The 21,375-nt window shown below is 49.6% G+C and carries 19 protein-coding genes; 12 read left to right on the top strand and 7 right to left on the bottom strand.

The genetic code is table 11. The features are described 5' to 3' along the window. Positions 1-60: 60 nt before the first annotated feature. From KDK15_RS07530 to KDK15_RS07505, 6 genes are all read right to left on the bottom strand, one after another. Entirely contained in the window at positions 61-1,593 is a 1,533-nt protein-coding gene (locus tag KDK15_RS07530; protein ID WP_257294744.1) for a hypothetical protein, read from the bottom strand. 48 nt (positions 1,594-1,641) lie between these two features. Further along, the gene (gene sctE, locus KDK15_RS07525) at positions 1,642-3,276 is read right to left on the bottom strand and encodes a type III secretion system translocon subunit SctE (protein ID WP_257294743.1); all 1,635 of its coding nucleotides are present in this window, start codon (positions 3,274-3,276) and stop codon (positions 1,642-1,644) included. A 17-nt stretch (positions 3,277-3,293) separates the two neighbouring features. Beyond that, on the bottom strand, positions 3,294-3,767 hold the full coding sequence (locus KDK15_RS07520; RefSeq protein ID WP_257294742.1) for a SycD/LcrH family type III secretion system chaperone: 474 nt from the start codon (positions 3,765-3,767) through the stop codon (positions 3,294-3,296). A gap of 18 nt (positions 3,768-3,785) precedes the next feature. Then, positions 3,786-4,628, bottom strand: a complete 843-nt coding sequence (locus tag KDK15_RS07515; protein WP_257294741.1) for a hypothetical protein — start codon at positions 4,626-4,628, stop codon at positions 3,786-3,788. A gap of 195 nt (positions 4,629-4,823) precedes the next feature. Further along, positions 4,824-6,779, bottom strand: coding sequence for a hypothetical protein (locus tag KDK15_RS07510; protein WP_257294740.1), 1,956 nt, complete (start codon positions 6,777-6,779; stop codon positions 4,824-4,826). A gap of 193 nt (positions 6,780-6,972) precedes the next feature. After that, positions 6,973-7,386 carry a CBS domain-containing protein gene (locus KDK15_RS07505; protein ID WP_257294739.1) on the bottom strand — a complete coding sequence of 138 codons (414 nt, stop codon included), beginning with the start codon at positions 7,384-7,386 and terminating at the stop codon, positions 6,973-6,975. Positions 7,387-7,630: 244 nt separating this feature from the next. Between KDK15_RS07505 and ppa the strand changes: the two genes are divergently transcribed. The 7 genes from ppa (at position 7,631) to KDK15_RS07470 (ending at position 15,068) form a co-directional block, all read left to right on the top strand. Further along, positions 7,631-8,158: an inorganic diphosphatase gene (gene ppa / locus KDK15_RS07500; RefSeq protein ID WP_257294738.1), complete on the top strand. Its 528-nt coding sequence runs from the start codon at positions 7,631-7,633 to the stop codon at positions 8,156-8,158. Between the two features lie 141 nt (positions 8,159-8,299). Next, positions 8,300-10,141 carry a protein-disulfide reductase DsbD gene (gene dsbD / locus KDK15_RS07495; protein WP_257294737.1) on the top strand — a complete coding sequence of 614 codons (1,842 nt, stop codon included), beginning with the start codon at positions 8,300-8,302 and terminating at the stop codon, positions 10,139-10,141. Between the two features lie 228 nt (positions 10,142-10,369). Beyond that, positions 10,370-10,822 carry a type II 3-dehydroquinate dehydratase gene (gene aroQ, locus KDK15_RS07490; protein WP_257294736.1) on the top strand — a complete coding sequence of 151 codons (453 nt, stop codon included), beginning with the start codon at positions 10,370-10,372 and terminating at the stop codon, positions 10,820-10,822. Between the two features lie 219 nt (positions 10,823-11,041). Continuing rightward, positions 11,042-11,506, top strand: coding sequence for an acetyl-CoA carboxylase biotin carboxyl carrier protein (accB, locus tag KDK15_RS07485; RefSeq protein ID WP_257294735.1), 465 nt, complete (start codon positions 11,042-11,044; stop codon positions 11,504-11,506). A gap of 21 nt (positions 11,507-11,527) precedes the next feature. Further along, a complete protein-coding gene (gene accC, locus KDK15_RS07480; RefSeq protein WP_257294734.1) occupies positions 11,528-12,868 on the top strand; it encodes an acetyl-CoA carboxylase biotin carboxylase subunit in 1,341 nt (446 codons plus the stop codon). Between the two features lie 188 nt (positions 12,869-13,056). Continuing rightward, on the top strand, positions 13,057-13,971 hold the full coding sequence (gene prmA, locus KDK15_RS07475) for a 50S ribosomal protein L11 methyltransferase (RefSeq protein WP_257294733.1): 915 nt from the start codon (positions 13,057-13,059) through the stop codon (positions 13,969-13,971). Positions 13,972-14,096: 125 nt separating this feature from the next. Continuing rightward, positions 14,097-15,068, top strand: a complete 972-nt coding sequence (locus KDK15_RS07470; protein ID WP_257294732.1) for a DUF3426 domain-containing protein — start codon at positions 14,097-14,099, stop codon at positions 15,066-15,068. 177 nt (positions 15,069-15,245) lie between these two features. Here KDK15_RS07470 and KDK15_RS07465 read toward each other — a convergent pair whose 3' ends face one another. Then, on the bottom strand, positions 15,246-15,632 hold the full coding sequence (locus KDK15_RS07465) for an Rrf2 family transcriptional regulator (RefSeq protein ID WP_257294731.1): 387 nt from the start codon (positions 15,630-15,632) through the stop codon (positions 15,246-15,248). A gap of 35 nt (positions 15,633-15,667) precedes the next feature. Between KDK15_RS07465 and KDK15_RS07460 the strand changes: the two genes are divergently transcribed. The 5 genes from KDK15_RS07460 (at position 15,668) to purD (ending at position 21,285) form a co-directional block, all read left to right on the top strand. Further along, positions 15,668-16,390 carry an FAD-binding oxidoreductase gene (locus KDK15_RS07460; RefSeq protein ID WP_257294730.1) on the top strand — a complete coding sequence of 241 codons (723 nt, stop codon included), beginning with the start codon at positions 15,668-15,670 and terminating at the stop codon, positions 16,388-16,390. A 452-nt stretch (positions 16,391-16,842) separates the two neighbouring features. Beyond that, a complete protein-coding gene (gene dusB / locus KDK15_RS07455) occupies positions 16,843-17,871 on the top strand; it encodes a tRNA dihydrouridine synthase DusB (protein ID WP_257294753.1) in 1,029 nt (342 codons plus the stop codon). Beyond that, positions 17,868-18,182, top strand: a complete 315-nt coding sequence (fis, locus tag KDK15_RS07450) for a DNA-binding transcriptional regulator Fis (protein ID WP_257294729.1) — start codon at positions 17,868-17,870, stop codon at positions 18,180-18,182. Before dusB ends, fis begins: the two co-directional genes overlap by 4 nt. Positions 18,183-18,344: 162 nt before the next feature. Beyond that, positions 18,345-19,928: a bifunctional phosphoribosylaminoimidazolecarboxamide formyltransferase/IMP cyclohydrolase gene (gene purH / locus KDK15_RS07445; protein ID WP_257294728.1), complete on the top strand. Its 1,584-nt coding sequence runs from the start codon at positions 18,345-18,347 to the stop codon at positions 19,926-19,928. Positions 19,929-20,004: 76 nt separating this feature from the next. Next, positions 20,005-21,285 carry a phosphoribosylamine--glycine ligase gene (purD, locus tag KDK15_RS07440; protein ID WP_257294727.1) on the top strand — a complete coding sequence of 427 codons (1,281 nt, stop codon included), beginning with the start codon at positions 20,005-20,007 and terminating at the stop codon, positions 21,283-21,285. The last annotated feature ends 90 nt before the right edge of the window (positions 21,286-21,375 follow it).

Genomic DNA, 21,375 nt, shown 5'->3' with positions numbered 1-21,375 from the left:
CATCTTATAAACCACGTCCTTTGATTACCTTGTCATCAAGATCAAGTGATTGACCTGTGATCAAGCTCTTGTTGTAGACTTGAGTGTTTCGAACCATGAGCGGATGATCTCATCCATCTTGCTGATCACTGTTTTCAACATATCCTGATGAAGGTTCATAAACTCACTATCAGACTGTGCGGCATTATCATGCATTCTCTGGCTTGCCTCGTGAACTTTAACCTGCGCCTGATGCATGCCTGCCTGATAGTCTGTGCCAGCCTTGACCGCTTCCCCGCCTGCAGAGGTTAACTGGGACATACCATTCCCAAGCGCTACCTGCCGTTGCATACTCCCCTGGTCCAATCCACCGGCTTTAACAGACATACCAACCTGGATACCACCAGAAATAATCTTGGTACCAGCACTGACCCAGCCACCAATGGCGGTCATCAGGGCGGCATTCTTCATTTCTTCTGCCTGATTCAGAATCTCAGCTTTTGCCGCCTGGTGCTCAATGGAACGAGACTCCCTTGCGGCAGCACGCTGGTTTGCACTCATCTTGAACAAAAGCTCCATCACGGCAAAGATATCCACCAACTTCTCAAGCATTTTCATATCCGCAAAGGATTCGCCAGCAGCAAGCAGGTTCATCCCCTTGCTGCTGTTCATTAGAAATTGTGAAAGTCCCTGGGGGGCATTACGCATCAGGGCGGACTGGTTCTTTAATGAAGTAGGGTTGCTGGTTTGCAGAATGACCTCTATTTCCTGCTCATTGAAGCCCATTTTGGCCAGCAGCTGCTTTTGCTCTGCACTGCCGAGCTGACCATGCTTGCCTGTCAATAATGCCGCCAGTCCCTTAGCGGCATCAGCACCAAACCCGAGCGCCTGCAGAACGGCCTTGGCATCAGAGCCTGCTGAGCGCATCATATCCAGACGGCTGCCGTCTGTATCCGGAGGCGCAAGAGAGATCATTGTTTTTATCTGGCTGTCAGTAAAACCCAGAGACCTCAGAATGGCCGTTTTCTGATCCAGACCTTTTGCCCCTCCATGCTGGTCGGCCAGAAACGTCTGGATATCTTTAGAGGTTGACAGCTTTTCCAGGTTATCCAGCTGAGTCTTCTGAAAGCCGCCCATACCGGCCAGCACTTGCCGCTTTCCTTCAGAGGTTTCCACACCTTTGCCGGAGAGCAACTCCATGTGCGAAGCGGCATCATCAAGAACCGCCGCCTGTGATTGCAGCTTTGCGGTTTCTCCTTTGGTCACCGTGCCATTCTGGATATTATTGAACAGCTGTTTGGTTGACTCCATGGCCTCGTCGGTGGACTTGGACAAAGTAGCCAGCGTTTTACTGGCATTGGTCATTTGATTCGGTGACAGGTCATCGGGTGAGGCCAGTGACGGCTTTGCCTGCTGTCCTGCTTTATTGAGGTCATTCAAAACCTCGGATTTAGCATGTTTAGTTGAGGCAAGACGGACGCTCTCCTGCTGAAAGTCAATATCGCCTTTCTTTATTGCCGCTTTCTTTGCGTCAGATGTTGTTGGTTTATCAAGGAGCATCTGCATATGGGCACCTTGCGCTGCACGGTCTGCACCAGAAATCCCTTCGGCCATGAGTTACCTCCATGTATCATTGTTAAGGGTAAATGCAACTTTTATTCATTATCCTTTGAGAGAGGAATTGAGCTTGGTCATTGTATCGTGGTTGTCTTTCATCATGCCGGTCATGACTTGCCACACCTGCTGCATATCCTCAATCAGCTTACGGACTTCCTCAATCATTTCTTCAATGATGTGCTGATTGATCTGCATCCAGGCAAACAGCTCTTTCGCCTCGGCTCTTAACATATCTGCATGATACTTCATGGTGACACTGTGAGCACTGGCCGCACCATCTGCAATCATAGCTCCCCCAGCGACAGTTTTGGCCATCTTGGTAAAGCGAGCAGTCATCGCAGCTATTTTCGCTGTCTTGGCTGTTATTGATGCCGCCGTCGATACCGAAGCTGAGACTGTCGCTGCAGTTGCTGCACCACCAGCCGCAACAGACGAAGCCGATGCAGCCGTCGACGCCGCCGTAGCCCCTGCGCTGGCACCCCCCCCAACAGCCATGCTACCAATGCTCAATACCAAAATAACGCAAGCCCAGAAAATCATCGCGCCAAGCATGGCCTTATCTTCTTCTACACCACATGACATCAACAACTCGGCGACCCCTTTGTTCATCCAGTCACCAGTTTCGGAAGAAACAGTCATCAACACGGTTATAGCCAAACATGCGGCCAGCAGCGCCATAGCTACTGGCGAACCAACCCCCGTAGCAAACATAACACCAATAGCAACCGCCATGATGGCGATAGCTATATAACCGAATATTTTAGCGATCTTTCCCGACTCTTTGGCTTCTTCCGCTTTTTCAATAGATTCGGCGATCTTTGCCAACCGCTTTTCTGAAATCTGCTGCCGCTTTTGCTCATTAATTTTGATAGTTTCCTGGGTGAATACCAGACGGCTATCCTGCAACCTAGTCATAATACTCATCAGCATTTGAGTTGCAGTATCCACATCAAGAGTGTTTTTTGAATTCAGGAATGTTGCATTAAAGGCCTTCAGTTCGGCCTGCAATTCTTTAAGAAGGTCTGGGGGACCCCCTTTCAGGTTGGCAACCTTATTGAAAGTATCGGCAAAAAGATCACTCAGCTTTTCAAGCGAGTCATCACCGGCAAGTTTACCACCCACTTGGGCGGAGAATGAATGCATGGCCTTCAGAGAATTATCCGGATCTTTCGGGTCAGCAAGTTTCAGCATTCCATCAACCATCTCTTCACTGTATCCCATGGACAACAGATGATCCTTGTTGCTCTGCATAGAGCTGATATGACCAGCCAGTGGATTTGGCCGCCCTCCTGACCCTTCGGCGAAGGCTTTCAGATCACCAGTGAGCAGATCCGGACCACCCTGTTCGGCAACTGCCTCAGAAGCCAGACCAAGCTTTACTGCTTCAGCGTTGGTTTTATTCAGCTTCTGGATTTCTGAAAAAACAGAGATCTCCTTGAGAACTTTTTCAGAAGGAGAATCCGAGCCTTTTGCAGGAGCATCCAGACTATGCTGCGGCTTAATGGGTGGAGCAATGCTCGCTTGTGCCTCCTTCGTCGATACCGTGTTTTCCTTCGGATAGCCACGACTGACAGTTTCTTTTTGATCAACATCGGTCTTTTGTTGCGGAAGTGAGGGGTCTATACCCGTCTGTTGTGGTATCTGACCCGCCGAATAAGATCCCTGTTGGATACCATCCATTCTGCTTACTCCCTGGTCTATTTCAGATTTTCCAGCATATTTTTGGCACGTTCCAGGTCCTTGGCATACTCCGGACTATCACCGGCCCATTCAATCGAGGTCTCATAGGAAGTCTGGGCATTTTCCCTGTCTCCTTTCGCCAAATGACAATCACCGATATACATCATTGGTCGGGGATCATCAGAATCCAGAAGGGTGGCAAATGAGAAGATCTCGATGGCGCTGTCATACTGTTTCTGCATTTGTTGACAGGCACCCAATCCAAGAAAGTATTTACGATTGAAATGGTCGTAAAAACACAGGAATTGAAAAACCTTTGTTGCTTCTTCGTACTTTCCACCCTGATAAAGGTTGTAGGCAACTGAGTATATTGCTTCCATGGCATCATCACTCATGTTCTTCAAATCTTTGAAGGTTCCCCCCTCACCGAAGAAATTCAGAAGTTTATCTTCAAGCTCTGCACCTTCATAATTCAGATCTTCATTATTCACCTGTGACTCCTCCATGAGTTAACGCATATTTTGAATAATAGTACTTATGGACTGAAAGTACTTATTGATAAAATTAGAGAGCATTTCAAACGTCTGGTTGTATTTATTGATAGTCTGTTGAAGTTTAGTGGTTTCCAATTGTGATTGACTGGTCAGTGACTCGATTTTTGCTTTCAAATGCTCAATATTGGCGTCCCACTCGGCAGCATTATGAGTATCATCATTACCGCTTCGGTCAGTCTGAGCACCCATCTGTTTCCAGAATTTAACCATATCCTGTGACATTACAGAAACGCCTGACGTTCCTGCCGCTGCCTTTTTTTCCTTGGCTTTTGCCAGATACGCATTGGCTTGTTCCAGCAAATCATTTTTCTGATTAATGGATTCTATCTGATCTTCCAGTTGTGTCTGGAGAATATCCGCCCGGGCCGTCAGCACGCCCATAATCAGGGCATCCAGGCTGGGTTTGGTGAAATCAATTGGTTCGCCCATCAGGTACGCATTAATTTGTGACGCTCCGGGACCTATATAATTATCGCCATTCCAGTTCGCCGGATTACTTACCTCCTGAACCAGGGCAACAGGTGCCTGTAAATAGACCAGCTTCTGTGACGCTTCATCAAGCTGTCCCGTATATCTAAGCGAATTCAGTGTCTGCTTATTAACCGAATAAAAATGGGTGGGGGTTAGCGAGTTACCCTGATCATCCGGGTCAGCCATTGATAACAGGGCTTCAATCTGGGCATCGCTATAGCCGGCAGCCCGGAGTGAATCTTTCCTGCCATCATTCAAGGTAACGGTTCTGGTGTTTTTTCCAGATTCACTGCTGGAAGAATCCACGCCGCCAATGGAGGTACTCATTAGTGACTCCCTGTCATTTTGAATATCCGTTAAGTCGCTTCTTTAACTCTAGGTCATGAAACAACGTTCTTGCCAATTACACCTTGGTCGATTTCTTTTATAAAAAAGAAATTCAAAAAATCATTTATATAAAATCTCGACAATGACTTTTAGCTCGTTCTTTTTCACCGCTTAGTTATGCCGTTTATCTGTCTCTTATGGTAACTCGTCATCCGAACCACCTTTTGGAGCGGACGTCAAGGTTTGTACAGATAAAGGGCCTGACTCAGCAACAGACCTGGCATGACCAATCCCATACATCATTCTATCTTGTCTATAAGCCTTCGCTGCCCGTATAAACTCCGTCAGCAGATCAAAAAACTCGATCCCCTTCATATCTTTATCAGCAAAATTCTCCAGTCGTCTGCGCACGTCACCGACGGTCAGTGGTAGAGCATTTGGATTAGGGGAAAGCCTTGGGTCAGCGAATTGCATGTAAACTTTATTCGTCAATTGTTCAATAAACTCATCTGAAGGGTTTATTAAATCCATCAGCTGATTCGTTTGCTTTTCAACCTCAGACAACCTGGCATGCTGAAAAGTATCAGAACCGTTGGCATCCCTATGGTCCGTAACATGGCGAAACTGGTCAATAAGGCCTACCGCAGCAGCCGATACCTTTTTTAAGGTTTTTCCATCAACTTCTCTGCCCGGTTCCTGAGAGTTCTTATTCCATTGTTCTGGAGCATGAGCCTTACTTGAGAATGGGCTGAAGTTTTCGTTGATCAGTTGTTTGAATTTTTCAAGATTATCAGCGAGATCATCGTCATTTGCTCCCCCCACCGTTTGCGTTGCCGCTGTAGAGGCCTTGCCTCCTGTGAAGGGCGGCTTACTTCTGCTATTACTGGCAGACGGTGGCCATGATTCTGTGTCATCCCTATCACTAGACCCTGGGTGTGGGCTTGAACCAGGTTCAGTTTTGGTGGTTGGTCTCTCTGGATCAGTCGGTGTTATTTCTTCCAGCGGATTCTGTGGATTCTGTGGGTTCTGTGGATTCTGTGGGTTCTGTGGATTCTGTGGGTTCTGTGGGTTCTGGTTCTGACCATTATTGGTCTGTGATGGATTCTGCGGGTTACTGAAAAAAGTATTATGCGTTGTTACCCCCAAAGCCACGCCCAGAAAAGCCAGGGCACAAATTGCAAAAAAAATCGCTGCATAAAATTGTCCTGTCATGAGAGTGATGAGAAAAATGGCGCTGCAAATCACAAATCCAGCCCATAGCGGGTTATTTTTGACCACATTCAATAATTTGTTAATTGCACCCAATACTCGCTGAAATAGCTTTTTGTTGGTTTTACCACCCCCACCTTCAATAGAGATTGAGCCACCACTGTTAACAGCTGGATCATGATCAACACCACCTTGTCCTTCAATCGAAAGGCTTTCAAGGTCCGATTCATCATCCGTCGATGACGTTTCACTATCAGCCACAGGCGTTTTGATTTGATCCGGAAGCTGATTTTTAGAAGGCTCAAGACCTCTGTTGTCGTTGATAATCTGTCTCACAGCAGTGCCCAATTCAGGCCCCAACAACTCACTGACATCATCCTTGGGCGACGCTTCATCTGTCCCGGAATTACGAGGCACTTCAACAAACTCAGTGGTTATCGATATAAGATCATCTTCATCAACCGATGATAAGATTTCTGCATGGTGATTAGGATTTAATGGATCACCATTCAAATCCTCTTCAACACCGGAAGCAGGAGTCGATGGAAATGAACGTGACTCTTCATTATTGGGCAGTGTGTTATCAGCAGATGTTCTGTCAGGCACATCAGTAGTCGACGCTCCCGCTTCAGTAGAGTCAAGATTTGGCCCCGGACCATTTTCAGCCTTATCAGGATCTGGATTTAAAGATAGCAATGACTCTCGTTCAGGTTTAACAGTTTTAACCACTCTCTCCCCCGTCTCCCCCGTAGAGAGAGCTCCGGAGTCAGGCGCTCTTTCACCTCGGACAGAGGGGCCTCCTTTGCCCACTTTGCAGGCCGTCACTTTTCGAGAACCATAAGGAGAAACCATTATCCCCTCATTTCCTGAGTCAGGCTCTGAGGACGAACCATTAAGTGGTGACGGATGACGGCCCGCAGGAGGGTGAATTATGCTGCCCATGCGAATTCCTTTTCAAAAATATCCAATATATAAAGAAAAAGTCTAGCTGATGAATGAAAAGCAAAATTAATAAAAAAAGGAAATTAAAAAAATAATTTAATTAAAAAATATAAATTAAAATAATAACTCTAAAAGCAGGTATTTCATGTAATTAATCAAGATAATCAATGAATCGTCTGGGTTGGCAAGTCAATTATGCAGAATCCACCGGACGCTCATAAAACTCGAGAACTGCAGACATCAGATCCTTGGGACTGAGTATGCCCACCAGGTTTCCATCAGCAACAACCGGAACCCGGTAAGCCTTATCGGTCATAAATCGCTGATACACAGTGATAATATCTTCCTTTGGGTCAGCGGTGACAACCTGACTGGTCATATAATCACGCACCAATCCCGCATCCTGGGAAAAATAGCTGCCATTCAATGTCCCTTCCAGGCAGTCTGATTCTGAAAGAATCCCGATAAGCGTCCCTTCATTATCGACTACCGGTGCTGCCGTAATATTGTGTTTCAGCAGAATACGGATGGCTTCAGGAACTTGAATATCCGGAGAAACGGTAACAACTTTGGGGGTCATGCAATCTTCAACAGTAATCGATCTCACAATCGCCTCCTTTGGTTTGTGAATCCCACTTACGCCAGCGACTGACACTGTTTTAATTTTAGTTCTCAATCAGACAGTTAGCTGAGCATAAGTAGCCGGAAATATGCAATGTCATCAAGCCAGACCAAGATGCACTCCCGGGTTTCCGGGGGAGATCCCCTCCCCCACAAGTAGAAAAGAGCGTAACAAACTCTATATAATACGCGACAATTTCCAACTGACCTCACACAGAGATTAACTGTCAATGAGCTATTCATCTGTTCCTGCTGGTAAAAATCTGCCAGAAGACATCTACGTCATCATCGAAATCCCTGCCAATGCTGCGCCAATCAAGTACGAAGTTGACAAGGATATGGATGCCATCCTGGTTGACCGCTTCATGGCAACCCCAATGTTCTACCCAGCCAACTACGGTTACATTAACCAGACTCTGGCTGACGATGGCGACCCTCTGGACGTTCTGGTGGTAACACCCTACCCGGTTATCCCGGGCTCAGTGATTCGCTGCCGTCCTGTCGGCATGCTGAACATGTCTGACGAAAGTGGCCGTGACGAGAAGCTGATTGCCGTTCCTCACGACAAACTCTCCACGCTCTACAAAGACGTGAAAGAATACACAGATCTGCCAGCCCTGCTGCTCCAGCAGATTGAACACTTCTTTGAAAACTATAAAGATCTTGAGCCAGGCAAGTGGGTCAAGATTGATGGCTGGGAAGGTTCCGAAGCGGCCCTGGAAGTCATCAAGAAGTCTGCCGCCAACTACCAAGGCTGATTTTTTTTGTAGCTCAGGTTTCGACCTGAGCTTTTCTACTTATTTTTGCCGTTTTCTTTTCTCTGTACCCCCTTCCCTACTTGCATCTCTGGTATATCACTGCACAATAAATAGTATTCGCCATTGTAAACAGCAGCTTATATGCCAAAATGCCATCTACGCCTGATCTGGCTCCTTTTTCTGGGTCTGTTAATCTCAATATCTGCCCAAGCCAACCTGAGCCAGTTATTCGGAGCAGAATCCAGTGAAAACCAGGGTTTTCTTCCGGTCGGAGAAGCCTTTCAATTCACCGGGCGCATTGAGCAGGGTACGGCGATCATTGATGTTGTTGTAACACCAGAGCACTACCTTTATAAGCACCGTTTCACTTTTACGCCAGTCACCGATATCTCATCACTGGATGCAGCTGACTATCCTGCCGGTGAATCAATTTTTGACCCTTATTACAACAGAGAGCTGGAAATATTCAGCGAAAACTTTGTTATGACGCTTCCTGCCACTCATTCCGGTAGCCTGCCTGAACTGGAAATCGGTTTCCAAGGCTGTGCCAGGGCCGGACTGTGCTATCCACCCAATAAAGTTGTCATTCCATTGGTTACCCGGGCGGACGTCAGCCATTCACCCGTTTCAGCCAGTGTTACCCATACTGCGGCACCAGACTCCGGGAATGCTTTTCAGCAGCAACTGGAACAGAACAATCTGCCTATCGCACTACTTCTTTTTGTTCTGGCGGGTATTGGCCTCAGCCTGACGCCCTGTGTCCTGCCAATGTTCCCGATACTGTCCAGCCTGATCCTGGGAACCGGGGCACAGAGCAAAGCCCGGACCATTGCCCTGACGATGACCTATATACTCACCATGTCAGCCACCTTTGCCATCGCAGGTACATTAATGGGACTGTTTGGGGCCAGTCTGAACCTTCAGGCAAAACTTCAGTCCCCATGGCTGCTGATCCCTATGGCGATACTCTTCGTGCTCCTGGCTCTGAGTATGTTTGGCCTTTACGAGTTGCAGCTGCCCGCCAGAGTTCGGGACAAACTCAGTGGCAGCCAGCAAAATTCGGGCAGCTTGTCTGGGGCTGCCGTGATGGGGTTGTTGTCCGCGCTGGTGGTTTCCCCTTGTGTCTCGGCACCTCTGGCCGGTGCACTGGTCTATATCAGCTCAACCGGTGATGCCCTTTTTGGTGGATTGACACTGTTTGCCCTGGGTATGGGCATGGGCATTCCTTTATTTGTCCTGGCTTTAGGCGGAAGACACTGCCTGCCGAGGTCTGGAGCCTGGATGAATGGTGTTCGCTCATTCTTTGGCGTATTACTCCTGGGCGTTGCCATCTGGATGCTGGAACGGGTTATAGCTCCATCAGTCACGCTCTTCCTGTGGGGTGCCCTGCTAATTGGCAGTGCCGTATTCCTGGGCGCTCTTCATACCAACCTGAATGAAGCACACCAGAAGCTCCGACAGACAGTCGGCATACTCTGTCTGATATACGGAACCTGCCTGATTATTGGCGCCGCCATCGGCAATAGTGACCCATTGAAACCGTTATTGGGTAAAAGCAGCACGTCAACAGAAAGCATCACTGAACAGACAGAGAGTTCCGGCTTCAAGACGGTAACGACAGTGAATGAACTGAATAACCTGCTGGCAGACGCAGCCCTGAACAACCTGCCAGCCCTGGTAGACCTCTATGCTGACTGGTGCATATCCTGCAAAATCATCGAGCGGACCGTTTTCCCTGACCCGCTGGTCACTGACCAGATGACCAGAATATCCCTTATCAAGCTGGATATCACCGATAACACGCCGGAACACCAACAGTTCCTCAACCAATATCAACTGTTTGGACCGCCTGCCATGCTGTTTTTTGATGCCAGTGGGAATGAGTTGTCTGCACTGAAATCCCAGGGTGAAATCACCGCTTTGCAACTGCATCGAAAGCTGACAAAACTTCTGACAGCCTCCGGAACAACTACAGATGTCTGAACATGTCTGAAACAGGCATGAAATGCTTCGTAACTGTCGTTAACCTCCTGTAACACGCACAAACTGGACGCCCCCTTGACAATGGGGCAAAATGCCTGATCAATAACGATTGCAATGTACTTTAGAGGTCAACTGTGTAGCCAGGTTAGCCAAAGCAGGCTAACTACTGAAGCCCTCCCATTGGTCAGGGTCGCAACGGTGACAATTGTGGTCTTTAAGAGGATAAACATGGCTGACATTCTTGTGCTCAATGGTCCAAACCTGAATTTGCTTGGCACTCGAGAGCCCGGTGTTTACGGTGCAACCACGCTTGAACAGATCTGCCAGAACCTTGTCCTACTGGCTACTGATGCTGGCCTTCAGCTGGAAAGTTTTCAAAGCAATGCAGAACACCTCCTGATAGACCGTATTCACCAGGCAGGTAAGGATGGTGTACGCTTTATCATCATCAATCCGGCCGCTTTCACTCACACCAGTGTGGCGCTGCGGGATGCACTGCTTGGGGTCGCTATTCCATTTATTGAAGTACACCTTTCGAACATCTATTGCAGGGAACCTTTCCGTCATCACTCCTATTTCAGTGACGTTGCTGAAGGGGTCATTGCCGGACTGGGGTCTAAAGGCTACGAAATGGCACTATCTGCCGCAGTTGACAGACTTACCAGACAGCCGGAACCCTAAGAACGCGAACCATTTTTCAGAACGCCGCTCAAACACAGCACAACGTTCTGATTCATATTAATCACAGTGCAACTGTCTTAAATCCTTTTAAACAATCGCACTGTCAGACAAAAACTAACCTTCGGGGATCGTGCGCTTGCCAAGTCAAGTGTTCGGTTTTTCGCAAATTCAACAACACTGGTCGGCCAGTACTGCCAGTACAAGCATTTGAGACTGACAATGGATATCAGAAAAGTAAAAAAGCTCATTGAGCTGCTGGAAGAATCAGGTATTGATGAGCTTGAGATCCATGAGGGTGAAGAGTCCGTTCGTATCAGCCGTTACTCAAAAAATGCACCTGTAGCCGCCCCAATTGCTTATCCGGCTGCTGTATCAGCTCCTGCACCTGCTGCAGCCTCAGCTGCCACTGAACCAGCTACTGCGCCAGCTGCTGCCGAGCCCGTCGTTTCCGGTCACCAGGTCAAGTCTCCCATGGTTGGTACTTTCTACAGTGCTCCGTCACCGGATGCGCCTGACTTTGCCACAGCCGGCCAGCAGGTTAAGGAAGGTGATGTGCTCTGCATTGTTGAAGCCATGAAGATGATGAACCAGATCAAGGCGGACAAATCCGGCACCATTGACGCCGTTCTGGTAGAGAATGGTCAGCCTGTTGAGTTCGATCAGCCCCTGTTCACTATTGTCTGATAATCGCCTGAGAATCCCGTTATGCTCGATAAAGTCGTAATAGCCAACCGGGGCGAAATTGCTCTCAGAATATTAAGGGCCTGCAAAGAACTGGGCATCAAGACCGTTGCGGTTCACTCCAAGGCCGATGCTAATCTTATGCATCTGCACCTGGCGGATGAGTCCGTCTGTATCGGTCCAAACAACCCGGCAGACAGCTATCTCAATATTCCTGCCATCATCAGTGCCGCCGAGGTGACTCACGCCACCGCGATTCATCCGGGTTACGGCTTCCTGTCAGAAAATGCAGATTTTGCTGAACAGGTAGAACGCAGTGGCTTCACCTTTATCGGGCCTTCAGCAGACGTTATCCGCCTGATGGGGGACAAAGTCTCGGCGATTGAAGCCATGCAGAAAACCGGTGTTCCTACGGTTCCGGGCTCTAATGGCTCACTCACTGACGACCACAGCCGCACAATGGCCATTGCCCGGGATATCGGCTACCCCGTGATCATCAAGGCCGCCGGCGGTGGTGGTGGCCGTGGTATGCGCGTGGTCTACAACGAAGAAGACCTGATCAGCTCCGTAGCCCTGACCAAATCAGAAGCCGGTGCGGCATTCAACAATGACACGGTTTACCTGGAAAAATTCCTGCAAAACCCACGTCATGTGGAGTTCCAGGTGCTGGCCGATGGCCGGGGTAACGCCATTCATCTGGGTGACCGTGACTGTTCTCTGCAACGTCGTCACCAGAAGGTCATTGAAGAAGCGCCTGCGCCCGGCATTCCGGAAGAGAAGCGTCAGGAAGTGGCCAGTGCCTGTACCCGGGCCTGTATCGAGCTGAGCTACAAAGGTGCTGGTACCTTTGAATTCCTGTATGAAAACGGCGAGTTCTATTTCATTGAAATGAACACCCGGGTTCAGGTTGAACACCCGGTGACCGAACTGATCAGCGGCATTGATATTGTCAAAGAGCAGCTGAGAATTGCCAGCGGCCTGCCCCTGAGCGTTGGTCAGGAAGACATCGAACTCAAAGGTCATGCCTTCGAATGCCGTATCAACGCCGAAGACCCAAAAACCTTTATGCCATCACCTGGCAAGGTTTTGCAGTTCCATGCACCGGGCGGCAATGGTGTTCGCGTTGACAGCCATCTGTACAACGGGTATGGCGTTCCTCCTTACTATGACTCACTGATCGCCAAGATCATCAGTTATGGTCCGGATCGTGAAACAGCCCTTATCCGGATGAAGAACGCACTGGATGAAACCGTTATTGAGGGGATTAAAACCAATATTCCTCTTCATCAGGAGTTGGTGACTGATCCTCACTTCAAGGAAGGCGGTGTCAGCATTCACTATCTGGAGAAGAAACTGGCTGAGTGACTTCCATTTTTTTCCTCTTTGGCAAGGCCATCTCCCGCGAAGAGAGGGCCTTTCTTTTTATTGGGCGATCACCCAGCGAATGTTTATGAAATACCTGTGCTCAGCTACAATAGCTTGCCTATGTTCCATGAATTTCTTTCCTGAAGAACAGACCGGAATTCTTATCGCTTTTCATTCTGGGTAACACAATGTCTTGGATTCAAGTCAGACTGGACACAATTTCTGACCATGCTGAAATTCTGGAAGACCTGCTTCTGGAAGCTGGCGCCTGTGCGGTCACCCTGCAGGATGCAAAAGATCAACCAGTCTATGAACCAGAGCTGGGTACCACACCGCTGTGGAATAACACCGTTGTTGTTGGCTTGTTTGATGCCCAGACCCGCACCGACGATGTCATCCCATTTCTTAAAGCAAACGCTGGACTGAACCCTTTCCCTAATCACAGGGTCGAGCTGGTAGAAGATAAGGACTGGGAAAGAGAGTGGATGACCCACTTCCACCCCATGCAGTTTGGTGATCGCCTGTGGGTTTGCCCCAGCTGGAAAGAAGTTCCCGATACTGAGGCTGTCAACCTGATGCTGGACCCGGGCCTGGCCTTCGGCACCGGGACACACCCCTCCACGGCACTCTGCCTGCGCTGGTTGGATCAGCAGAATAACCTGACCGGAAAAACAGTTATCGACTATGGTTGTGGTTCAGGCATCCTTGCTATTGCTGCACTCCTGCTGGGTGCACAATCAGCTGTCGGTGTTGATCTGGATCCGCAGGCGCTGGAAGCCACTATCGAGAATGCCAAACGGAATAACATTCTGATGGATAAGCTGGACGTTTTTCTGCCCGATGACGAACCAATGGATCAGGCAGATATAGTACTGGCCAACATTCTTGCTGGCCCTTTGACTCAACTGGCTCCCAAACTGGCCAGTCTGACCATGGAAGGTGGTGCCATTGCTCTGTCAGGTATTCTGGCTGAGCAGGCGGATGAAATAATTCAAACCTATGAACAGTGGTTTGCCATGGATACAGCAGTCACCTTTGATGGCTGGGCCATGCTCTCTGGTAAGCGACGTTCATTAGCTGACATTGATGTGATGCAGGTATGACAGAACTTGTTACCCCATGGTTTTCAATAGAAACTGAAGTACCTGTATTATCAATTAGACTGGATTCAGTACGGGGGCTCTGGTCTAATGAAAAATGCAGCTTTAAGATCAGGTAAACAGTAAACATGACGCCTTCAAGTGTCACTTGCCCCCACTGCCAGACCATATTTCGCATTACCCATGCCCAGCTTAAGGCTGCCAATGGTTCGGTACGTTGCGGTTCATGCCTTCAGGTATTCAACGCCATGGAGCAGCTGCCGCCCCTGAAAGAACAAGAAAAGGAGGAATTAAACAGCGCCATTGAAAACGTTGCCTCTCACCCCGGGAAAGAACCCCCGGTATCCGCTCAACCCAGGAAAAAACTGCGGGAAACACTGGTTGTCCAACAGCAAAAACCGGTCAAAAAACCGGACTCAACACAACCGGAAACATCCAAAAGCAAAGACCTTGACCCTTCCATAAAGGCAAAGGTTGCCACTGCGCCCATAGAATATGACGGCTATCACCAGCAAAGCATCGAAACCCTGATTCACGAGCTGGACCAGCGGGAAACTGAAGAAACCATTAACGAACAACAGCTCCGCAGGAAAAGAACCTACTGGGGTGTTGCGGCCTGCAGCCTGTTGGTGTTGCTAACACTGCAATTTGCCTGGTTCAACCGCAACACACTGTCACTGAACCCTGCCCTGCGACCGGCTTATGCCATGGCCTGCAATCTGCTTTCCTGCACACTCCCCCCCATGGTTAACCTCAATGCCATTAAGAGTGTTGATCTTGTGGTACGCAGCCATCCTGATCAAGACAACGCCCTGCAGGTAGATGCCGTAATCATCAATGAAGCCAGGCACCCACAACCGTTTCCAGACCTGAAGCTGACCTTCACGGATATCAATGGTCGACTGGTGGCTAACCGCACCTTTACCCCATCGGAATACCTCGGTGGTGAGCTGGCCGGCTCGGATGAAATGCCTAAAGCACAACCTATCCGCCTGGGGCTGGAAATCATCGACCCGGGCGAACAGGCAGTGAACTATCAGCTGACCTTCAGTGAAAACGAAACGATACGGTTCCAGGAGACTGTTGACGTTTTTGATTAAGGCTCTTTTGCAACCACGAAGAGCACCGGTAATTGCTCCTTCATTACCGGCACTTCCGCCGTCCTTGGCGGTTGCACAAAGATCACAAAGACAAAGATAAGATTCTTTCTTTTCTCTATCTTTGTGACTTTTAGGCTCTTCGTGGTTTAAAAGGATCTCTGCGATTTAAAGTATTTCTCAAGCAATTGCCAGCAAGCGGATGAGTTCTCTCCGGTTGCCAATCAGATCTGTAAGGCTGTAATGGTTCAAGACCGCCATAAATGCCGTTACGGCTTCTGCAAGCACCCCTTTCAACTCACACCCCGGTGAAATTCTGCACATTGGCTGCTCACACTCCACCACTTTCATGGTGGTTTCCATGCACCGCACCAGTTCACCCAGATTAATCTCTTCCGGTGGCTTACCCAGGGTAAACCCTCCCCCCTTACCGCGGATGGTGTTGAGATACCCTTCATGACCGAGCTTTTGAACGATCTTCATCACATGATTTCGTGATATGTCATAGGTATCCGTCACTTCCTGAATTGAGAGCAACCGCCCTTCCGGTTGGAGTGCTGTATACATCCGGAGGCTGGCGGGGTACACGGGAGTTCAAGATAGTGGACAAGGTTAAAGAAAGTGACCTGATCACTTCCTTCTATTTTGAACCGGTGGATGGTTTACCTATAGCCGACTTCCAACCCGGTCAGTACATCGGTATTTATCTGCATCCGGAGCATTCAGAACATCGCTGCATTCGTCAATACAGCCTCTCCGAGGCCCCTAATGGCAAGAGTTATCGCATTTCGGTAAAGCGTGAGGGTAAAGGAGAAACCCGCGGCACGATATCGCACTATCTTCACGACAATGTTCAGGTAGGTGATGTTGTTGAACTGTGTCCACCCAGTGGCGATTTCTATCTGAATCACCGTTCAGATGGACCTGTCGTCCTCATGAGTGCTGGTGTTGGCCAAACACCGATGTTAAGTATGCTGAACGGTTTGACCAGAAAAAAAACTGAACAACCGATTATTTTTGTCCACGGCACCATGAACAGCAGAGTACATGCTTTCGGTCAGCACATCAGGGATATTGCAGAGAAAAACGACAATATAGAACAGATTCTGTTTTACGATGAGCCAACCGATACCTGTTCTGGTCATCATTATGCAGGCAGAACGGACCTGGAACTGATTCGCGATAAGATCGACCTTCCAGAAGCACATTACTACTTTTGTGGCCCACTGGGTTATATGGCGATAGTAAAAAAAACGCTGCAGGGCTGGGGAGTGACAGAAGACAGACTTCACTATGAAGTGTTTGGCCCTCATAAAGATCTCTGATTCTTTTTTTGAACCATACAAATCGCCGTTAATTGCTCCGTTATTACCGGCACCGGCTTAAAAGACAAAAAACTTTGTACCCGTCGTGCTCTTTTTGTGGTTCAAAACAGTCTTGCCACGGCTCAAAAAACGCCATTTTTCATGCGATCTATCAACAAATTGTACAAATTCAGTGCTTATGCTTGTATTGAACCGGTTTCTTGCTGACTTATATCAAAAAATGAGCAACCCATTGGTTCTATTATTGATCTACGCCAGAAGGCCTGAGGTGCAGCGGGTTATGGTTTTTGCATAAGCAAATCCACCACTTTAAGCTGAACAAATATTGATCAATTTCGCTTTATCGTGAAATATGTAGAGAGTATGATGACCCGCTGGTTTCATCATCCATCAGATTGAGGCTTTCTTTTTTGTCAGGTCAACTATTGCCAGAACAAACAGCGCCAGCACCGTTGAAGATTGGTCCTTACTCCATCGTTAATCCGGTGGTACTGGCACCCATGGCGGGCGTTAGCGACAGTCCGTTTCGTAAACTCTGCCTGAAAATGGGTGCCGGCATGGCGGTGTCGGAGATGGTGACCAGCAACCCGAAGCTCTGGAATACCCGTAAGTCCAGGCTGCGCATGGATCACAGCTGTGAGTCCGAACCGCGTTCCGTGCAAATTGCCGGAGGTGATCCGGAGCAGATGGCCGAGGCGGCCAGGCTGAACCAGGCGTTTGGAGCCCAGATCATAGATATCAACATGGGCTGCCCTGCCAAGAAGGTTTGCAACAAGGCGGCCGGCTCTGCACTGCTGCGGGACATTGATCTGGTGGAGTCCATCCTGAAAGCGGTAACGGCGGCGGTGGATATTCCGGTGACCCTGAAGATTCGTACCGGCTGGGATCCGGACAGCCGCAACGGTGTTGCAGTTGCCAAACTGGCCGAACAGTGTGGCATTGCCGCCCTTGCAGTTCACGGCCGTACCCGGGCCTGCATGTATAAGGGTGAAGCGGAATACGAAACCATCGCCAGCATTGTTGAGGCGGTGAATATCCCGGTGATTGCCAATGGTGACATCACTTCGCCGGAGAAAGCACGGCATGTACTGGAGATTACCGGTGCCAGCGCAATAATGATTGGCCGTGCCGCCCAGGGCCGTCCCTGGATATTCCGGGAGATCAACCACTACCTGCAACACGGGGAACGGCTGGCAGCACCGGACCAGAATGAGGTTCAGACAATCCTTCTGGGGCACATGGAAGCCCTGCATCAGTTTTACGGCGCTTTTTACCATGAGAGCCAGGCTGTGCGAATTGCCAGAAAACATGTCGGCTGGTACATGCAGGACCAGCCATCCGGCCTGGAATTTCGTCGGCATTTTAATAAGCTGGAATCTTCGGAAGAACAGCACACCTGCATACGGGAGTATTTTCAGCGTTTTTCAGAGTCGACTTTTGCGAAGAAGTCAAAAGGTAACGGAGAGGACATAGCGGCATGACGACAACACAAGTAATCGTAGAAGAAGGTCGTCCAGTAAATGGCCATGGGGGAAGCCTTGCCACAGCGTCGAGAATCCCAGAGTCCCAGACTCTGCGCGACAGTGTGGAAAAGTCCATGAATAACTACTTTGCCCACCTGGACGGGCAGGATGTCACCGATGTCTATCAGATGGTTCTGTCTGAAGTAGAAGCGCCTCTGCTGGAAACGGTTATGGCTTATGTCAAGGGCAATCAGACCCGTGCGGCCACATTACTGGGCCTGAACCGGGGAACCCTGCGTAAGAAGCTGAAGCAGTATGGCCTGCTTTAATTGATTCATTATTCTTTTCAATTTAATCAGTAGTTTCTGGACAACGGACGCTACTGATTTCTCCTTTATTCCCTTTCCCCCTGCCCATAGTCACCATTTCCAGCTAAAATCTGCCGGAATTTTTATTCCAACTATCTATTCCAACAAGCGGTGAGTAAGAAAATGGCAGTCACGACACGCCCAATTCGCCGGGCTCTGATTAGCGTTTCCGACAAAACAGGAATTGTTGAGTTCGCCCGGGCACTGCAACAGCATTCGGTTGAAATTCTGTCCACGGGAGGAACCTATGCACTGCTGGTTGAGAACGATATTCCTGCCATTGAGATTTCTGACTATACCGGCTTCCCGGAAATGATGGACGGCCGGGTAAAAACCCTCCACCCCAAGGTTCATGGTGGCATTCTGGGTCGCAGCGGCCAGGACGAGTCAGTCATGGACCAGCATGGCATCCAGCCTATCGACCTGGTTGTGGTCAATCTCTACCCCTTCGGGCAGACCATTGCCCGCCCCGACTGCGACCTGGCCACCGCCATTGAGAACATTGATATTGGCGGCCCGACCATGGTTCGGGCCGCCGCCAAGAACTACCGCGATACCACCATTGTGGTGAACGCCAGTGATTACCAGTGCGTGCTGGACAGCCTGGCTGACAATAATGGATTGGTTGACCTGGCCACCCGCTTTGATCTGGCCGTTAAGGCATTTGAGCATACGGCTGGCTACGATGATGCCATTGCCAACTACCTGGGCACAGTCATCAACAGCGATGACGATGAGCCGGAAGCCTTCCCCCGCACCTTCAACAGCCAGTTTATTAAAGTGGAAGATCTGCGCTACGGTGAAAACCCCCACCAAAAAGCCGCCTTCTACGCGGAAAAGAGCCCATCTGAAGGCACGGTTTCCAGCGCCAGACAACTGCAGGGCAAAGCACTTTCCTATAACAATATTGCCGATACCGATGCGGCCCTGGAATGCGTTAAAGCCTTTGATCTGCCGGCCTGTGTCATCGTCAAACACGCCAATCCCTGCGGTGTTGCTACCGGCACAGACATTCTTGAAGCCTACAACCGTGCTTACGAAACCGACCCAACCTCTGCGTTCGGCGGCATTATCGCCTTTAACCGCAAGCTGGATATGGCCACAGCCCGCACCATTATTGAACGCCAGTTTGTGGAAGTCATCATCGCTCCCAAAGTGGACGTTGAAGCGGCCGCCATTCTTCAGGATAAGCAGAATATTCGGGTATTAAGCGCTGGCCAACTGCCAGCTGAGCCAGTCCCGTTCCTGGATTTCAATCGTATCAATGGCGGGCTGCTGATTCAGGATTCCGATATCCGAATTGTTGATCCTTCTGAGCTGAAAGTGGTGACGGATCGCGCACCGACCGAACAGGAAATGGCCGACCTTCAGTTCGCCTGGAAGGTGGCAAGGTTTGTGAAGTCCAATGCCATTGTCTATGCCAGAAACTCACAGACAATCGGTATCGGCGCAGGCCAGATGAGCCGTGTGTACAGTGCCCGTATTGCCGGCATCAAGGCAGCGGACGAAGGGCTGGAAGTTCGTGGTTCCGTGATGGCATCCGATGCCTTCTTCCCGTTCCGGGACGGTATTGATGCGGCTGCCAGCGCAGGTATTACTGCGGTAATCCAGCCCGGTGGCTCCATGCGAGACCAGGAAGTGATTGACGCCGCCAACCAGGCCAACATGGCCATGGTGTTTACCGGTGCTCGTCATTTCCGCCATTGATGGTTTGAACCACGGAGATCAAATAGCGCACAAAGTTTAAGATTTTTTCCTGAAAAACAAAAAAAGGACATCCTTTATGAAAGTGCTGATCATCGGAAATGGCGGACGGGAGCATGCCCTGGCATGGAAAGCAGCTCAAGACGACAATGTTACACAGGTGTTTGTCGCCCCCGGTAATGCTGGCACCGCATCTGAAAACAAAGTATCCAACATTGCTATCGATGTGCTGGATATCGACGGACTGGTTAAATTTGCCCGGGCAGAAAACATTGGTCTGACCATTGTCGGCCCGGAAGCACCACTGGTGGCTGGCGTTGTCGACCAGTTTGAACAAGCAGGTCTGGCAATATTTGGCCCGGTACAGGCTGCGGCCCAGCTGGAAGGCTCCAAGGCCTTCACCAAAGATTTTCTTGCCCGCCATAACATCCCCACCGCCGCCTACCAGAACTTCACAGAAATTGAACCCGCCAAAGCCTACGTAAAACAACAGGGTGCACCAATTGTGGTGAAAGCTGATGGTCTTGCTGCCGGTAAAGGTGTGATTCTCGCCCAGACTGAGCAGGAAGCTTTTGATGCCATTGACGACATGCTGGCTGGCAATGCTTTTGGTGAAGCTGGCCACCGAGTGGTAATTGAAGAGTTTCTGATCGGTGAAGAAGCCAGTTTTATCGTTATGGTGGATGGCAAAAACATTCTGCCCCTGGCCACCAGCCAGGATCATAAGGCCCGTGACAATGGCGATAAAGGCCCGAATACCGGTGGTATGGGCGCGTATTCTCCTGCGCCTGTAGTCACTCAGGCGATTCATGACCGCGCCATGAGTGAAGTCATTATCCCAACGGTACAAGGCATGGCCAGCGAAGGCATGCCATACCAGGGCTTTCTCTACGCCGGATTGATGATTGATGCTGAGGGCACCCCCAAAGTACTGGAATACAACTGTCGTTTTGGTGACCCGGAAACCCAGCCAATCCTGATGCGCCTGAAGTCCAGCCTGATAGAACTGTGCCTGGCCGGTACCCATGGTGAGCTGGATAAGGTTGACGTTGACTGGGACAGCCGCACTGCCCTGGGTGTGGTCATGGCAGCCGGTGGTTACCCTGAAGCCTACCGCAAGGGTGATGAAATCACGGGCATCGACAACGTTAGCAATGCCAAAGTCTTTCAGGCCGGAACCCGTGTTGAAGAAGGCAAAACCCTGACTAATGGCGGCCGGGTACTCTGTGTGACCGCCTTGGGCAAGACCGTGAAAGAAGCTCAACAGCAGGCCTATAAATCGGTAACAGCCATTGATTGGAAAGACGTCTACTACCGTACAGACATCGGCCATAGAGCCATCGCCCGCGAGGAGGCGTAATCATAGCGGTCAGTGAAAGACTTTCTCCTCGTTTTTCTAGTACATCATTTCAATGAGTTTGATGTGTACAATCTCCGTTCATCCTGAGCG

Source organism: Endozoicomonas sp. YOMI1, assembly GCF_024606345.1.
GTDB lineage: Bacteria > Pseudomonadota > Gammaproteobacteria > Pseudomonadales > Endozoicomonadaceae > Endozoicomonas.
The sequence above is the reverse complement of the archived record's forward strand: the minus strand, read 5'-3'. Positions and strand labels throughout refer to the sequence as shown.

Excerpts from the sequence above, each read along its gene's own strand:
- KDK15_RS07530 (WP_257294744.1), bottom strand. The coding sequence starts at position 1,593 with ATGGCCGAAGGGATTTCTGGTGCAGACCGTGCAGCGCAAGGTGCCCAT.
- sctE (WP_257294743.1), bottom strand. The coding sequence starts at position 3,276 with ATGGATGGTATCCAACAGGGATCTTATTCGGCGGGTCAGATACCACAA.
- KDK15_RS07515 (WP_257294741.1), bottom strand. The coding sequence starts at position 4,628 with ATGAGTACCTCCATTGGCGGCGTGGATTCTTCCAGCAGTGAATCTGGA.
- KDK15_RS07510 (WP_257294740.1), bottom strand. The coding sequence starts at position 6,779 with ATGGGCAGCATAATTCACCCTCCTGCGGGCCGTCATCCGTCACCACTT.
- ppa (WP_257294738.1), top strand. The coding sequence starts at position 7,631 with ATGAGCTATTCATCTGTTCCTGCTGGTAAAAATCTGCCAGAAGACATC.
- dsbD (WP_257294737.1), top strand. The coding sequence starts at position 8,300 with ATGCCAAAATGCCATCTACGCCTGATCTGGCTCCTTTTTCTGGGTCTG.
- aroQ (WP_257294736.1), top strand. The coding sequence starts at position 10,370 with ATGGCTGACATTCTTGTGCTCAATGGTCCAAACCTGAATTTGCTTGGC.
- accB (WP_257294735.1), top strand. The coding sequence starts at position 11,042 with ATGGATATCAGAAAAGTAAAAAAGCTCATTGAGCTGCTGGAAGAATCA.
- accC (WP_257294734.1), top strand. The coding sequence starts at position 11,528 with ATGCTCGATAAAGTCGTAATAGCCAACCGGGGCGAAATTGCTCTCAGA.
- prmA (WP_257294733.1), top strand. The coding sequence starts at position 13,057 with ATGTCTTGGATTCAAGTCAGACTGGACACAATTTCTGACCATGCTGAA.
- KDK15_RS07470 (WP_257294732.1), top strand. The coding sequence starts at position 14,097 with ATGACGCCTTCAAGTGTCACTTGCCCCCACTGCCAGACCATATTTCGC.
- KDK15_RS07465 (WP_257294731.1), bottom strand. The coding sequence starts at position 15,632 with ATGTATACAGCACTCCAACCGGAAGGGCGGTTGCTCTCAATTCAGGAA.
- fis (WP_257294729.1), top strand. The coding sequence starts at position 17,868 with ATGACGACAACACAAGTAATCGTAGAAGAAGGTCGTCCAGTAAATGGC.
- purH (WP_257294728.1), top strand. The coding sequence starts at position 18,345 with ATGGCAGTCACGACACGCCCAATTCGCCGGGCTCTGATTAGCGTTTCC.
- purD (WP_257294727.1), top strand. The coding sequence starts at position 20,005 with ATGAAAGTGCTGATCATCGGAAATGGCGGACGGGAGCATGCCCTGGCA.